At 72.7% G+C, this 14,969-nt stretch carries 14 protein-coding genes; 4 read left to right on the forward strand and 10 right to left on the reverse strand.

Annotated elements, in window-relative coordinates; translation table 11 throughout:
• Window positions 1–21 precede the first annotated feature (21 nt).
• Window positions 22–972, reverse strand: coding sequence for a LysR family transcriptional regulator (locus AB0L75_RS05405; protein ID WP_365175564.1), 951 nt, complete (start codon window positions 970–972; stop codon window positions 22–24).
• A 152-nt stretch (window positions 973–1,124) separates the two neighbouring features.
• Here AB0L75_RS05405 and AB0L75_RS05410 point away from each other — a divergent pair, with 152 nt between their 5' ends.
• Together AB0L75_RS05410 and AB0L75_RS05415 are read left to right on the forward strand one after the other, a co-directional pair.
• The gene (locus tag AB0L75_RS05410; RefSeq protein WP_365176462.1) at window positions 1,125–2,045 is read left to right on the forward strand and encodes a zinc-binding dehydrogenase; all 921 of its coding nucleotides are present in this window, start codon (window positions 1,125–1,127) and stop codon (window positions 2,043–2,045) included.
• 47 nt (window positions 2,046–2,092) lie between these two features.
• Window positions 2,093–2,509 (forward strand): nuclear transport factor 2 family protein, encoded by a 417-nt coding sequence (locus tag AB0L75_RS05415; RefSeq protein WP_365175566.1) that lies wholly within the window; start codon window positions 2,093–2,095, stop codon window positions 2,507–2,509.
• A 17-nt stretch (window positions 2,510–2,526) separates the two neighbouring features.
• Here the strand turns inward: AB0L75_RS05415 and AB0L75_RS05420 are convergent, their stop codons facing one another.
• The 4 genes from AB0L75_RS05420 to AB0L75_RS05435 are packed head-to-tail and all read right to left on the reverse strand — an operon-like array spanning window position 2,527 to window position 6,318.
• Window positions 2,527–3,195 (reverse strand): response regulator transcription factor, encoded by a 669-nt coding sequence (locus AB0L75_RS05420; RefSeq protein WP_365175568.1) that lies wholly within the window; start codon window positions 3,193–3,195, stop codon window positions 2,527–2,529.
• Window positions 3,192–4,475 carry a histidine kinase gene (locus tag AB0L75_RS05425; protein ID WP_365175569.1) on the reverse strand — a complete coding sequence of 428 codons (1,284 nt, stop codon included), beginning with the start codon at window positions 4,473–4,475 and terminating at the stop codon, window positions 3,192–3,194. The genes AB0L75_RS05420 and AB0L75_RS05425 overlap by 4 nt, the downstream gene beginning before the upstream one ends.
• A gap of 53 nt (window positions 4,476–4,528) precedes the next feature.
• The gene (locus AB0L75_RS05430; RefSeq protein ID WP_365175571.1) at window positions 4,529–5,383 is read right to left on the reverse strand and encodes an ABC transporter permease; all 855 of its coding nucleotides are present in this window, start codon (window positions 5,381–5,383) and stop codon (window positions 4,529–4,531) included.
• The gene (locus AB0L75_RS05435; protein WP_365175573.1) at window positions 5,380–6,318 is read right to left on the reverse strand and encodes an ATP-binding cassette domain-containing protein; all 939 of its coding nucleotides are present in this window, start codon (window positions 6,316–6,318) and stop codon (window positions 5,380–5,382) included. Before AB0L75_RS05435 ends, AB0L75_RS05430 begins: the two co-directional genes overlap by 4 nt.
• A 150-nt stretch (window positions 6,319–6,468) precedes the next feature.
• On the opposite strand from AB0L75_RS05435, the gene AB0L75_RS05440 reads away from it, so the two are divergent.
• A complete protein-coding gene (locus AB0L75_RS05440; RefSeq protein ID WP_365175575.1) occupies window positions 6,469–9,219 on the forward strand; it encodes a SpoIIE family protein phosphatase in 2,751 nt (916 codons plus the stop codon).
• 37 nt (window positions 9,220–9,256) lie between these two features.
• On the opposite strand, the gene AB0L75_RS05445 is transcribed toward AB0L75_RS05440, so the two are convergent.
• The 3 genes from AB0L75_RS05445 to AB0L75_RS05455 all read right to left on the reverse strand — a co-directional run bounded on the left by AB0L75_RS05445 (window position 9,257) and on the right by AB0L75_RS05455 (window position 11,710).
• Window positions 9,257–10,552 carry a M64 family metallopeptidase gene (locus AB0L75_RS05445; protein ID WP_365175577.1) on the reverse strand — a complete coding sequence of 432 codons (1,296 nt, stop codon included), beginning with the start codon at window positions 10,550–10,552 and terminating at the stop codon, window positions 9,257–9,259.
• Between the two features lie 277 nt (window positions 10,553–10,829).
• Window positions 10,830–11,048, reverse strand: a complete 219-nt coding sequence (locus AB0L75_RS05450) for a hypothetical protein (RefSeq protein WP_365175579.1) — start codon at window positions 11,046–11,048, stop codon at window positions 10,830–10,832.
• Window positions 11,049–11,200: 152 nt separating this feature from the next.
• A complete protein-coding gene (locus AB0L75_RS05455) occupies window positions 11,201–11,710 on the reverse strand; it encodes a DinB family protein (protein ID WP_365175581.1) in 510 nt (169 codons plus the stop codon).
• A gap of 124 nt (window positions 11,711–11,834) precedes the next feature.
• Between AB0L75_RS05455 and AB0L75_RS05460 the strand changes: the two genes are divergently transcribed.
• Window positions 11,835–12,560 carry a hypothetical protein gene (locus tag AB0L75_RS05460; protein WP_365175583.1) on the forward strand — a complete coding sequence of 242 codons (726 nt, stop codon included), beginning with the start codon at window positions 11,835–11,837 and terminating at the stop codon, window positions 12,558–12,560.
• 116 nt (window positions 12,561–12,676) lie between these two features.
• Here AB0L75_RS05460 and AB0L75_RS05465 read toward each other — a convergent pair whose 3' ends face one another.
• Window positions 12,677–13,876, reverse strand: a complete 1,200-nt coding sequence (locus tag AB0L75_RS05465) for an FAD-dependent oxidoreductase (RefSeq protein WP_365175585.1) — start codon at window positions 13,874–13,876, stop codon at window positions 12,677–12,679.
• A gap of 142 nt (window positions 13,877–14,018) precedes the next feature.
• On the reverse strand, window positions 14,019–14,963 hold the full coding sequence (gene sigJ / locus AB0L75_RS05470) for an RNA polymerase sigma factor SigJ (RefSeq protein WP_365175587.1): 945 nt from the start codon (window positions 14,961–14,963) through the stop codon (window positions 14,019–14,021).
• Window positions 14,964–14,969 lie beyond the last annotated feature (6 nt).

The following is a 14,969-nucleotide window of genomic DNA, read 5'->3' on the forward strand; positions in this document are numbered from 1 at the left end:
GCGGAATCCCGTGGTGGGCGGCTAACGGAGCGCGAGCTTCGGATGGTCGGTGTCGGGGAGCCAGTCGCGGCGCGGGTTGTACTCCAGCCAGCGCCGGGTACGGCCGGCTTCGGTGAAGCCGCGCAGCAAGGTGTCGAGCAGCGGATGGCGGGACGACTCCCGCCAGGCCAGCGACCACGCGTACAGCGGTGTCGGCTCGACGAGCGGGATGCAGCGCAGGCCCATGTGGTCCGGCAGCGGCGCGTCGGCGGGGAAGACGGTGAAGGCCTCGGGGTCGGCGCACAGGTGCTGGAGGAGGTGGTCCAGGCCGAGGTTGGGGCCGTCGTGCCGCCGTGTGATCCGGAACTCGTCGGCGAAGCGGCGCAGGAAGTCCAGGCGGTTCAGTTCGGCCGGGCACCACAGGACGCTGTCGCGCAGGTCGGCCGGGCGCAGCGCGTCGGCACCGGCCGACGAGTGGGACGGGCCGACCACCACGTCGACGGGTTCCAGCCGCACCAGACGCTGGGTGAGTCCCGCGTCCCGGCCGTCGGGCAACGGATGCACCCGGCCGAACCCCAGGTCCGTGTCGCCGCGCAGCAGGGCCTGCGCGACCGACGGCCAGTCACGCCCGGGGCCCGGCTCCCACCGCACCGCGCCGAGCGCCTGCACGGCCTCGGCGACCGTGCGCATCGGCGCATACAGATGACCCCACGTGTCGATCCGTACGACCGGTCCGGCGCCCGTCACCGCCGCGACCGCCCGCTCGCCCGCCGCGAGCGCCTCGCGCGCGGCGGGCAGGAACCGCTCCCCCGCCTCACTCAGCCGGATGCCGCCCTGGCGCTCGAAGAGCCGCACGCCCAGCGACTCCTCCAGCCGCGCGATGCGTTTGGACAGCGCCTGCTGACTGGTGTTCAACTCCTCGGCGGCCCGCCCGAAGTGCAGGGTCCCCGCGGTCGCGGCAAAGGCGCGGACCAGGGCGAGGTCAAGGTCCATGCCGCTGACCCTATGCGACAACCGCACGTTGTCGGCCCGACGGCTCGGTTGTTGGCCGGGGCACCCCATCGCACGGTCGGATGGTCCCGCAAGCCGCACCACCGGACAGCCACACCGGTGAACGGCCCTGGGCCACCGAGGAGATGACCACGATGAAAGCCTTCGTACCGACCGGAGATCCCGCCGAGCCGGTCGTGCTCGCCGACGTCCCCGAGCCGACGCCACGCCCCGGCGAGGCGCTGGTGAAGGTCGAGGCGTTCTCGGTCAACCGGGGCGAGACGTTCAAGCTGGAGAGGCCCGCCCCCGGCGAACGCCCCGGCAAGGACATCGCGGGCCTGGTCGTGCAGCCGGCCGCCGACGGCAGCGGACCGTCCGGAATCACCCGGGTCGTCGGCCACCCCATGTCGGGCGGCTGGGCGGAGTACGTGGCGGTGCCGACCGACGCGCTCGCCGAGCTGCCGGACGGCGTGTCCGTGCTCCACGGCGCGGCGCTGCCGCTGGCCGGTCTCACCGCGCTGCGGCTGCTGCGCGCCGCCGGACCCGTGCTGGGCCGGCGGGTACTGCTGACCGGTGCCTCCGGCGGCGTGGGCCACTTCGTCACCGAACTCGCGGCCGCCGCCGGGGCCCAGGTCACCGCCGTGACCAGGGACGCCGCACGCGGCGCCCGGCTGGCCGGACTCGGCGCCGACGAGATCGTCCACGACGTCGCCGAGGCCCGGGGCCCGTACGACATCGTGCTGGAGTCGACCGGCGGCCAGGCCCTCCCCCTCACGCTCGCGCGGCTCGCCGGGCGCGGCACGCTCATCTGGTTCGGGCAGGCCAGCCGCACACCGGTGACGCTCGACTTCTTCGACTTCTTCAGCGGGCCCGAATCGGCCGTCATCCGCCACTTCCACTACCTCGACGCCGACACCCGCCTCGACGACGATCTGGCGGCGCTCGTCCGGCTGACCGCCGAAGGCCGCCTGCACCCCGAGATCGGCCGTGTCACGGACTGGGCCGACACCGCGAGCACCCTCACCGACCTGCGCGACCGCCGCATCCGCGGCAAGGCCGTCCTCACCTTGTCCTGAACCGCGCCGCAGCGACCGGACGCGATCACTACCGAAGGAGCAAGACCATGACCATGAACACCGCCACCGACCCCAGGGCCGTCGTCATCCGCTATGTCGAGGCCGTGCGCGACGGCGCCGCCGACGTCATCCATGACAGCTTCGCCGCGGACGCGACCTGGCACTATCCGGGCAACCTGCCCATTTCCCGGGTGTGGCACGGCCGCGACCGGATCATCGACGACTTCCTCGGCAGCATGGGACCGGTCCTCGTCCCCGGCACCCTGGAGATCGAGCTGGTCAGCACGATCGCCGAGGGCGACCGCGTGGTGGCCGAATGGACCTCCAAGGCCGAGACCGTGTACGGCGGCACCTACGACAACCGCTGCATCGGCGTCTACACCGTGCGCGACGGCAAGATCGCCTCCGTCGTCGAATACGCCGACACCCAGCACGTGGCCGCGGCCCTCTTCCCCGACGCGTGACCAGGGAGCCGCGGCGCTCAGGTCGAGTGCGGTCGGGCCAGGCCGTGGTCGTAGGCGAAGATCACCGCCTGGATGCGGTCGCGGGCGCCGATCTTGGACAGGACGCGGCCGACATGCGTCTTCACCGTGGACTCCGACAGGACGAAGTGGGTGGCGATCTCGCCGTTGGTCCAGCCCTTGCCGATGGCGACGAGGATCTCGCGTTCCCGGTCGGTGAGGGCGCTCAGCCGCGGATCCTCGGCGGAGCCGTCGCCGCCGGGCGGTACGAGACGGGCGAACTCGTGCAGCAGGCGGCGGGTGAGTGCGGGCGCGATCACCGCGTCGCCGACGGCCACGGCGCGGATGCCGGCGAGCAGTTCCTCGGGGCGGGCGTCCTTGAGGAGGAAGCCGCTGGCTCCGGCGCGCAGGGCCGCGTGGACGTACTCGTCGAGGTCGAAGGTGGTCAGGACGAGGACACGGGAGCGGTCGCCGGCGGCGACGATACGGCGCGTGGCCTCGATGCCGTCCATGCCCGGCATGCGTACGTCCATGAGGACGACGTCCGGGCGGAGTTCGGCGGCCTTGCGCACGGCTTCGGATCCGTGTGCCGCCTCCCCGACCACCTCGGTCTCGGGTACGGAGTCCAGGAGCATGCGAAAGCCGTACCGCTGGAGCGGCTGGTCGTCCACGACGAGCACGGTGGTCACCGGGCACCGCCCCGGGGAGCGAGGTCGAGGGCGGCGCGCACCGTCCAGCCCGGGCCCGCGGGACCCGCGCTGACGTGTCCGCCGTAGAGAGCCGCTCGTTCGCGCATGCCCACCAGGCCGTGTCCTTCCTCGTTCGCCGTGCCGGGACGGACGGCCGGTGCGGGCGGGCCGAAGTCCTGGACGGTGATGGTCAGCCGTGTGTCCGCCACGACGACCGCCAAGTTCGCGCGGGCGCCCGCGCCGGCGTGCTTGAGGGTGTTCGTCAGGGCCTCCTGCACGATGCGGTAGACCGTGAGCTGCACCCCGCTGTCCAGGGCGTCGACGTCACCGGCCGTACGGTAGACGACCTCCAGGCCGGCGGCGCGGACCCCCTCGCACAGGGCGTCGATCTCCGCGAGACCGGGCTGCGGGCTCAGCTCGGGCTCGCCCCGCGGGCCGTCCGCCTCGCGCAGCACGCCGAGCACCCGGCGCAGTTCGCTCAGCGCCTGGCGGCCGCTGTCGCCGATGAGGTGCAGGGCCTCCCTGCCCCGTTCCGGAGCGACGGCGGTGGCGTAGGCGCCCGCGTCGGCGAGGGTGATGATGACGGACAGGTTGTGGCCGACGATGTCGTGCATCTCGCGGGCCACCCGCGCCCGCTCGGCCGCGACGGCGAGCCTGCCGCGCTGGTCGCGTTCGATCTCCAGCCGGGCCGCACGGTCCCGCAGCCCGGCCAGCTGGGCCCGCCGGATGCGGATCATCAGGCCCAGCGCGAGGGCCGCGGTCGCCGTGCTGAGCAGGAAGAAGAGCGCGTCCCCGACCGACACCGCCGCCGAGACCCGCGCCGCGACCAGGCCCAGCGCACCCGCCATGGCCACGCAGGCCCACGACAGCTGCCGCAGCCGGCCGTGCAGGGCCAGGCTGTACAGGGCGACGAAGAGGGCGACGTCGGCACGGAGTGCGGCGCCGAGGGACCACTGGACGACGAACACGGCCGTCACGGCGCCGAAGGCCACCGCGGGCGCCCTCCGCCGCCACAGCAGCGGCAGCACCAGCCCGGCCTGCAGGGCCAGCATGCCGATCGTGGGCAGCCGGGTGAACGCGAGGCGGAAGCGGCGCGGGCCGTCGCCGTCCCCATGGACCCCGTGCAGCAGGTCCGGCAGGCAGAACATCAGGAAGACCAGCACCACCACGGCGGTGTCCAGCACCCATGGACGGTCCTGGTCGGCGTGCCTGAGCCGCTGGCCGGCCCGGCCGAGCCGGGCGACCAGCGGTCCCATCCCGCTGAGATCATCGGTGGTCATGGAGTTCACCCGCCCATGATGCGGGTGCCGTTCCTCAGGCGCTCAAGTGCCGCTCAGACATCGCTGCGCAGCAGCCGGTACGCCGCCCCTGCCAGCGCCAGTGCCGTCCAGCCGAGGAAGACCAGGAGTCCGGCGGAGGGCGACAGGGTGGTGGAGTCATGGGTCAGCGCGAAGACCGACTCGCCCGCGTGGCTCGGCAGGTAGGGGTCGATGTCGCCCTGCCACGAGGTGGGCAGCAGGGAGACCAGTCCGGGCACCAGCATGAGCGCGGCGACCAGCACCGAGATACCGCCGGCGACGGACCGCAGCAGCGCTCCGAGAGCGGTGCCGATCACGCCGACCAGGCCGAGGTAGAGCCCCGCGCCCAGCAGGCTGCGTACGACACCGGCGTGACCGAGGCCCATGGCGGCGGGCGTGCCGGACACGATCCCGCTGCCGACGAGGAAGGCGACGAACGCGCCCACGGTCGCGACCACCAGGGCGACCAGGCCGTACACCGCCGCCTTGGACCACAGCACGGGCAGCCGGCGCGGTACGGCCGCGAGGGTCGAGCGGATCATGCCGGTGGAGTACTCGCCCGCCGTGACCAGCACGCCGAGCACGCCGAGCGCGAGCTGGGCGAAGTTCGTGCCGAACAGGGACAGGCTCACCGCCGTCGCCGTGGCGAAGTCGCGGTCCATGTGCCGGCCGGAGTCGAGACTGGACTTGTAGTGGCTCGCGGCGATGACGCCGAAGGCCACGAGGAACAGCAGGCCGAGGCCCAGGGTGATCCAGGTGGAACGCAGGGACCAGAGCTTGGCCCACTCCGAGGCCAGCACGCGCCGTCCGGTCACCCGGTAGACGGGCCGGCGGGCCGGAGCCGGCGCGGCGGACTCGGGGGTCTCGGGGGTCGCCGTGAGGGTGCTCATGCCGCGCTCCCGGAGGTGTCGGTGCCGGTCGTGGAGCCGTGGTACTCCACGGCGTCCCTGGTCAGTTCCATGAATGCCTCCTCCAGCGACACCGCCTTCGTGGCCAGCTCGAACAGCGGGATCCCGTGCTCGGCCGCCTTCAGCCCTATCTCACGGGCGGACAACCCGGTGACCTGCAGTTCTTCCGTACCGACGCGGCCGGTGATCTCCACACCCGGCCCGGCCAGCACATCCCTCAGCCGTGCGGGATCCTCCGTGGCGACCTGCACGGTGTCACCGCCCGCCTCGCGGACCAGGTCCCGTACGGTCGTGTCGGCCAGCAGCCGTCCCCGGCCGACGATGATCAGGTGGTCCGCCACCAGCGCCACCTCGCTCATCAGATGCGAGGAGACGAACACCGTCCGTCCCTCGGCGGCGAGCGACATCAGCAGATTGCGGATCCAGAGCACGCCCTCGGGATCCAGGCCGTTCACAGGCTCGTCCAGCATCACCGTCTGCGGGTCGCCCAGCAGCGCGGCCGCGATGCCGAGCCGCTGCCCCATGCCGAGCGAGAAGGCACCTGCCCGCTTCTTCGAGACGCTGCCGAGACCGGCGAGTTCGACGACCTCGTCGACCCGGCGGCGCGGAATGCCGTGGGTCAGCGCGAGCGCACGGAGGTGGTTGTAGGCCGAGCGGCCCGGGTGGATCGACTTCGCCTCCAGGAGCGCGCCGACCTCCTGCAGCGGCGCCTGGTGACGGGCGTAGCGGTGGCCGTTCACCGTGACGGAGCCGCTCGTCGGCGCGTCGAGCCCGACGATCATGCGCATCGTCGTGGACTTGCCCGCTCCGTTGGGGCCGAGGAATCCGGTCACCGTTCCCGGCTTCACGGTGAAGTCCAGGCCGTCGACGGCCGTCTTCTCCCCGTACCTCTTGGTGAGCTGCTGTGCCTCGATCATTCGCGTTTCTCTCTCTCGGGCTCCGGCGCCCGGCACGCCCGACGCCTCCTGAGCAACGCTAGGACCGCGACCTCCTGGATCCGGTGGTACCGGGGACCGAAGACCGCCGGGCAAGTAGTACCGGGGTACTACGGCTGCTAAGAATGGACCATGAAGAGGCGTTTTGGCCTGTTCAAGGCGTGGGTGGAAACGCTGGGCGTGCGCAGCCTCGCGGGGCAGGTGTTCGTCCTGCAGGTGGTGCTCCTGGTGCTGCTGGGCGCGGCGGCGGTGACGGCGTTGGTGCTGCAGGCCCAGGGGGCGGGCGTCCGGGAGGCGCGGGAACGCTCGCTCGTCGGTGCCGAGGCCTTCGCGAACGCTCCGGGCACGCTCGCCGCGATGAGGTCCGCCGACCCGAGTGCGCTGCTGGAGCCGCACGCGGAGGACGCCCGCAAGAAGTCGGGGGTCGACTACATCGTCGCCTTCAGCCCCGCCGGATACCGGTGGACCCACCCCGACCCACGCCTGATCGGGGGGCATGTGACCGGCACCTTCAAGGAGGCGTTGGCCGGGCACGCGCACACCTCCACCTTCGCGACGCCCGTCGGTCAGGCCGTGGACACGACCGTCCCCGTCCTCGACACGGGCGGCAAGGTCGTCGGGCTGGTGGCCGTGGGCATCACGGTCAGGAGCGTGCACGAGCGGGTGGCCGGGCAGCTGCCGCTCCTCTTCGCCGCCACCGCGGGCGCGCTGCTGCTGGTGGCGGGCGGATCGGCGCTGGTGAGCCGGCGGCTGCGCAGGCAGACGCGCGGTCTGGAACCGGCCGAGCTGAGGCGGATGTACGACCACCACGACGCGGTGCTGCACGCCGCGCGGGAGGGCGTGCTCATCGTCGACGAGGAAGGGCGGCTCGTACTCGCCAATGACGAGGCGCGGCGGTTGCTGGGACTGGCCCAGGGCGTGGAGGGGCGACCGGTCGCCGAGCTGGGCTTCGACGCGGCACTCGCCCGGCTGCTGCTCTCGGGGCAGCCGGCGACGGATGAGGTGCACGCGGCCGGTGATCGTCTGCTGGCGGTGAACACCCGGCCGACCGCGCCCCGCGGCGGGCCCGCCGGCAGCATGGCGACGCTGCGCGACATCACCGAGCTGCAGGCCGTCACCGGCAAGGCCGCCGTGGCGGAGCGCCGGTTGCGGCTGCTCTTCGACGCCGTGACCAGGATCGGCACCACGCTAGACATCGTCCGCACCGCCGAGGAGCTGACGCAGTTCGCGGTGCCCCGGTTCGCCGACTACGTCAGCGTCGATCTGGTCGACTCGATCCTGCGGGGCGGGGAGCCGGAGGGCACGATGATGCGGCGCACGGCCGTCACCGGCCTGCACGAGAGGCATCCGCTGTACCCGGTCGGCAAGCTCATCGACTTCGGCGCCGAGACCCCGCAGGCGATCGGGTTCGGCACCGGCGAACCCGTGCTGGAGGCGGACCTGCCCGCGCTGACCGGGTGGCAGGAGGAGGATCCCGTCAACGCGCGCCGGATCATCGACCACGGCATCCACTCGATGATGGTGATCCCGCTGCGCGCCCGCGGCATCCTCATGGGCGTGGCCAGTTTCTGGCGCTCCGAGCGGCCCGAGCCCTTCGAGGAGGAGGACGTGGCGGTCGCCGGGGAGCTGGTGGCCCGGGCCGCGCTCGCCATCGACAACGCCCGCCGCTACACGCGCGAGCACACCACGGCCGTCACACTGCAGCGCAGCCTGCTGCCGCGCGGTGTCCCCGAGCAGAGCGCGCTGGAGGTGGCGTCCCGCTATCTGCCCGCGCAGGCGGGGGTCGGCGGCGACTGGTTCGACGTCATCCCGCTGCCCTGCGCCCGGGTGGCGCTGGTCGTCGGCGACGTGGTCGGGCACGGGCTGCACGCGGCGGCCACCATGGGCCGGCTGCGCACCGCCGTACAGAACTTCTCCGCCCTCGACCTGCCCCCGGACGAGCTGCTGGCCCACCTGGACGAAGTGGTGTGCCGTATCGACAGCGACGAGACGAGCGAGGAGGAGGGAGGAGGGGAGCGGGAGGAGGAGGGTGGCTCCGGCGTCACCGGAGCGACCTGCCTGTACGCCGTCTACGATCCGGTCGCCGGGCGGGTCGCCGTGGCCCGGGCCGGGCATCCGGGGCCCGCCCTCGTGCTGCCCGACGGCACTGTCACCTTCCCCGAGGTGCCCGTCTCACCGCCCTTGGGGCTGGGCGGCGGCCTGCCGGTCGAGGCCGCGCACCTGGTACTGCCCGAGGGCTCCCGGCTGGTGCTGTACACCGACGGGCTGGTGGAGGACCGCGACCGGGACCTGGACACGGGGCTGGAGCAGCTGCGCGCCACGCTCGCCGCCGCCGTGGACCGTACGCCGGAGGAGACCTGCGCGGACCTCCTCGGCGCGCTGCTGCCCGCCCGGCCCGGTGACGATGTCGCCCTGCTCGTGGCGCGCACTCGGTTGCTGCCCGCCGACCGGGTCGCCACCTGGGAGGTGCCGTCCGATCCGGCGGCCGTGGCACCGGTCCGCTCGGCGTGCGCACGGACCCTGGACGCCTGGGGCCTGGAGGACATCGGGTATGCCACCGAGCTGATCCTCAGCGAGCTGATCACCAATGCCATCCGCTACGGCTCCCCGCCCGTCCGGGTCCGCCTGCTGTACGACCGCCGCCTGATCTGCGAGGTCTCCGACGGCAGCAGCACCTCCCCGCACATGCGGCGGGCGGCCCTCACCGACGAGGGCGGGCGCGGCCTGTTCCTGGTCGGCCAGTTCGCCGAGCGCTGGGGCACCCGCTACCTGGCGCGCGGCAAGGTGATCTGGACCGAGCAGGCGCTCCATGACGGGAAGCGCGAACCGGGGCCCGAGGCGGCCGAGGACCTCCTCGACCAGTGGGACGACTCCGCCGTGTGAGGGCCGGACACCCGCGTGCGCGGCGGGGGCAGCGGTGTCAGCGGACCGTCCACGTCAGCGAGTCGGACGTCTGTGCCCGGACCGCGGGGTCCCGTACGGCCGCGGTGTCGTCGGTCACGGTCGCCGTGATCTCGTGGCCGTGGCCGTGGACGCCCAGTTCGCGCGGCGTCACCGACTGGGCGCCGCTGGCGGACGGCACCGGTACGCCGTCGACGTACCAGGTCAGTCGCAGGTCGGCGAGGCCGGTCAGCTCGGCCGTCCGTACGGTGATCCGCTGCCCTTGCCGCACCGGGCGGGACGTGGGGACGCAGGAGGTCAGCGCGTCCGCGTCGGCGTAGAAGCCGGCGATCATCGCCTCACGGCCGACGACGTTGAAATCGGTCGAGGCCAGGGTACGCATGATGGACGTCTCGGTGGGCCGGTAGACGCCCGTCTCGTAGTACCCGCCGCCCTCGTACGTGCCCACGACCGAGCCCGTCGGGTCCTGGGCGCCGAGCCAGCGGTACCACTTCGTCGTGCCCGGGTCGCGGCGGAGGGTGAGGTTGGCGGCGGCCGGTTCCTCGGCGGACGGGTAGGGGCCGTAGCCCGGGTACTGGTACTCGTCGGCCAAGTGGCCTATGGAGTGGCCGAGTTCATGAGCCCCTATGAGGTACGACTTGTCGTTCCCGGACGACATCGTCGCCACGCCGTGGAACGGCGAGCCCGGCGGCAGGTCGCCGGCCGAGTAGCCCGCGCCGCCGTACTTGGTGGAGTTCGCGAGGACGAAGACGATGTCGGCGGCCGGGGCCAGAGCGGCGTAGTGCGCGACCTTGTCCGGGTCGACGCACAGCAGGCGCTCCAGGCCGTCGCAGAAGAAGTGGGCGCCCAGCGCGGTGTCTTTCACGACGTCCTTCGTCGGGTCGCCGGAGACGCCGGAGTCGTTGGAGACGGCGTTGACCAGCCAGACGTTGAACAGGCCGCGGTAGCTCCGGTACGGCTCGATACCGAAGACGCTGTCCAGCTTCTCCTTGGCGTCCGCGGCGAACTGGCCCTGCTGGTCGGCGGTGTAGCCGTCGCCCATCACCACGAGGTCGAGCCGCCCGGACACGGGTCCGGTCTGCTCCAGTGCCCGCACCGCCGGGGCGGCGCCTTCCGGAGCCGTCGTGTGCGGGGCGGTCCGGGAAGGGGTCTCCGCCGGGACGGTCACCTGGCGGGGTTCCGCTCCGGGACCGGGGAAGTACTCGACGCGCTGGGGGTGAGGGGGGACGGGGGCCGCCGCGGCCGGCCCCGGGTTCGCTGCGACGACCAGCGCGGCGGCGGCCAGGGCGGCCGCGGCGGCCAGGGCCCGGCTCATGGGCGGTCTTGCGCGATGCGGCACGAGAACCTCGCTTAAGCAGCCAGTTAAGTGGACTTAAGTTCGCACTTAACGTAGAGAGCCTGATCCCAATCGGCAAGACTTGCAACGGAGTTGGTGCCCAAGGCGCCGCAAGGGCCCCGGACCGGTCATGGTCCGGGGCCCTTGGCTTCCCACTCCGACATGCACACACATGGCCGCTGATGGCCACGCGGACGGCGGGCTTATGACCCGGCCGCCGAGACCCACTTCGGTGAGCTACATGACATGGCTACCACTAGCAGAACTGGGTGGACTGCGCGCCTGGGTCGCCCTCGCCGTTCAGCAGATTGCCGAGCAAGCCGTTGGCGACGCCCACCTCACCGAGAACGTCGACGTTCGTGCAGCCGCCGCCTCGCATGCTCACCGCGCCTTGGGCGGTTGTGGCGCCGGTGGCTATGAAGCTGACACTCCCAATGATGACGGCCGCGGCAGCGGCCTTGCCAAGCTTGCGCATTTCTCCTCCTTGCATCGACTGGAGCGCGCCACCAAAAGATCCACTCAGCGCTCACCTCGGAGGCTAATGGGACATATCCCTCGGCGCTCATCGGAGGCGCCATCCGGACGAACGGCACTCACCGGGCCTTGCGTGTCAGGCCACTTACGCGCTCAGGCGCCGACCGCGCCGTCCACGCCCTCGCGGAGGAAGTCCGCGTGGCCGTTGTGGCGGCCGTACTCCAGGACCATATGGAGCATCACCATCCGCAGGGACACGTCCTCGCCCCAGCGCGGCTGGTGCCCGGCGAGGTCCAGGGACTCCGCCTCGCGCTCGATACGGCGCGAGTGCTCGACCTCGGCCTCCCACACAGCGAACGCCTCCTCGGCGGTCGCGCCCGTGGTGTCGTACGCGGCCTGGAAGTCGAACTCCTTCTCCGACCACAGCATCGGGGCGGCGTTGTCGTCGAACACCCGGCGGAACCAGGCGCGTTCCACCTCGGCCATATGACGGACCAGGGCGAGCAGGGAGAGGGTCGACGGCGGGCTCGACCGCTCCTTGAGCTGCTCCTCCGTCAGGCCCTCGCACTTCATCGCCAGGGTCGCCCGGTGGAACTCCAGGAACGCGCGCAGCGTCTCGCGCTCCGTACCGAAGTGGGGCGGGCCAATGCGTTCGACGGTCACGGTGGTTCCTCTCGGCGGCGGACTGCGGCGAGCCGGGCGATCCGGTCGAGCCGGGCGATCCGGGGCCTCGAACGTACCCCGCCTCTCCGGCCGCCGGGATGGGGGGTGTGGTGGAGTGGGCGCCATGACCGACATCGAGACGATCACGGTGCCCGGCCATCTGCGGGGGTATCCCGGGGTGGCGTTCGGCGGATATGTGGCGGGGGTGCTCGCCGGGCGGGCGGCGGCCGAGACCGTACGGGTGGACTTCCGGCGGCCGACCCCGGTGGAGGTGCCGCTGGGGCTCGCGGCGACCGCCGACGGCGGGGCCGTGCTGACCGGTGCGGACGGGGTGCTCGCCGTGGCCACGCCGGACGAGCTGGACCTCGAAGCACCCGAACCGCCCTCCTGGGACGAGGCGTCGGCGGCCGCCGAGGCGTACCGCGCGGCTCCGCCGCAGGGAGCCGTGGCCCTGGACTGCTTCGGGTGCGGACTGGCCCGCACGCCCGACACCGGACTGCGCCAGCACTGCGGGGTCGTGCCGGGCCGGGATCTGGTGGCCGCGGCGTGGACGGCCGGGCCCGCGCTCGCCGACACCGAGGGGATGCTGCCGGCGGAGCTGGTGTGGGGGGCGCTCGACTGCCCCGGGAACGCGGCGGGACGGCTGCGGGGGTCCTTGCGGGAGGGCGCGGTGACGGCCTCGCTCACGGCTCGGCTGCTGCGGCCGGTACCGGTTTCCACGCCGCTGGTGTCGTACGCGTGGGTCCTCTCGGAGGAAGGGCGCAAACACCGGATGGGCGCCGCCCTGACCACGGCTGAAGGCGACCTCTGCGCGATCGCCTCGGCCCTGTGGGTGGACCCCCGACAGTGAAGGGCTGCGGGACCCGGACCACCTCACAACCCGCCAACTCCTGCCCGGAGGCATGGGGTTGAGCATCACCGAAGCGGGCACGCCGGGCCTCACACGCAAGAGCCGCCTCGCCGCTCTCAGGGAGTCCCGACCGCCGGGGCCGGCCGGGACGGCTGCCGTACGACGCGGCGGCGCCGGGCCGGGGTGAACACGGGGTTGGCCACGGCCCAGGCCGCGCCCTTGCAGACCAGCTCCTTGTAAGCGGCGGCGAGCCGTCCGGTCAGGGCCGCCCGGATGGCGCGGTCGTCGGCGGTGACGTACTGGATCAGGCCTTCCCGGCGGCCCAGCGAGACGCACTGGTTGAAGTAGCGCAGGGGCACGTTCGGGAGCTTTCCGCCGGTCAGGCGTGCCGCGATGGCGTCGGCGGCCTGCCAGGCCATGGGGGTGCCCGAGGCGCACGACATCCGCAGCGGCTTGCCGCCGGCGCCCGTCGCGAAGGCCGCGTCACCGATGGCGTACACGTCCGGGTGCGAGACGGAGCGCATGGTCGCGTCGACCACGATCCGGCCGGTGTCGGTGACCTCCAGGGTGGTGGCCCGCGCGATCGGATGGACGGCGAAACCCGTGGTCCACACGGTGACCGCGGCCGGTACGGACGTGCCGTCGGCGGTGACTAGCCGGTCGGCCTCGACGCCGGTGACGACGGTGTGCTCGTGCACGGTGATGCCGAGCCGGTCGGAGACCTTGCGCAGATGCCGGCGGCCCTTGGGCGAGAGCCAGTCGCCGAGTGCGCCGCGGGCGGCGAGCGCGACGTCGAGGTCCGGGCGGGCCTCGGCGATCTCGGTCGCCGCCTCCACCCCGGTGAGGCCGCCGCCGACCACCACCACGGGCTCACCGGCGGTCAGGCCGGCCAGCCGTTCGCGCAGCCGGAGCGCTCCGGGGCGGCCGGCGATCTCGTGGGCGTGCTCGGCGGTGCCGGGGACGCCCTGGTCGTGCCAGCCGCTGCCGAGGGCGTACACGAGGGTGTCGTACGGCAGTTCCTCGGTCTCCCCGGTGCCGTTCGCGTCGACGACGGTGACCGACCCGCTGTCGACGTCCACCCCGGTGACCTTCGCGAGCTTCAGTCGCACGCCGGTGCCCGCGAACATCTCGCCGAACGGCCGTGGCCTGAGGGGCCGGCCGACCGCGAGCTGGTGCAACCGGACGCGCTCGACGAAATCGGGCTCGGCGTTGACGAGGGTGACGGTGACGTCCTCGGGGTGCAGCCGCCTGGCGAGGCGCCCGGCGGCGATCGCTCCGGCGTATCCGGCTCCGAGGACGACGATGCGGTGCTGCATGTCCTGGCTCCTGTCATCAGCTCTTCACCGCTCTTCAGCGGGCTCGCCCCTTGAACCGGGCGGCCCGCCGTTTCCTGACGACAGCTCGACGTGAAGCACGTCACATCGGACTGGGGGTGTCAGAGCCAGGAGAACGTCGGGGTCAGAAGGCGTGGAGCAGGGGTTCGCCGTGGTCGGCGGTCGCCCACCAGCGGGTCGCGCGGTCGAGCTTGTCGGGGTTGACCTGGTTGCGGAACGCGGCGATGCCGTCGGCGCCGATCTCCAGGCAGATGATCCCGATGACCCGGCCGGCGAGGACCGCCACCAGGGCGGGGTCGCCGTTGGCGGTCGTGGCGTAGACCTCGGGTGAGCCGCCCACCAGGGCGCGCTTGGCCTTGGTGGGCTTGAACAGGCCCCGCATGAACGTCGCGACCGCGAGGGCGCCCTCGAACGCCCTGGCGCGGGCCGGGACCTTGCCGCCGCCGTCGCCGATCGCGATGGCGTCCTGGGTGAGCAGCCGTACGAGGGGTTCGGTCCGGCCGCTGGTGGCGGCCGCGAGGAACTCGTCGATGATCCGCCGGGCGGTGGCCTCGTCGATCTCGGTGCGGGCCTTGCCGTCCGCGACGTGCTTCTTGGCCCGGTGGAAGATCTGCTGGCTGGCGGCCTCGGAGAGGTCGAGGATCCCGGCGATCTCCCGGTGCGGGTAGTCGAAGGCCTCCCGCAGTACGTACACCGCCCGTTCATTGGGGGTGAGGCGCTCCAGCAGGGTGAGGACCGCGTACGACACCGATTCGCGCTGCTCGGCGGTGTCGGCCGGGCCGAGCATCGGGTCCCCGGCGAGCAGCGGTTCGGGCAGCCACTGGCCCACATAGGTCTCGCGCCGCGCACGGGCCGAGGTGAGCTGGTTGAGGCACAGGTTGGTGAGCACCTTCGTCAGCCAGGCCTCGGGGACCTGGACGCGCTCGACGTCGGCGGCCTGCCAGCGCAGGAACGTCTCCTGAACGGCGTCCTCGGCCTCGCTCGCCGAGCCGAGGAGGCGGTAGGCGATGGCCTCCAGACGGGGCCTGGACGCCTCGAACCGGTCCACGTCGTTCATGGTCAGCGCCATGACCTG

Origin of the sequence: Streptomyces sp. NPDC052101, from assembly GCF_040680235.1 — a bacterium.
Classification (GTDB): Bacteria; Actinomycetota; Actinomycetes; order Streptomycetales; family Streptomycetaceae; genus Streptomyces.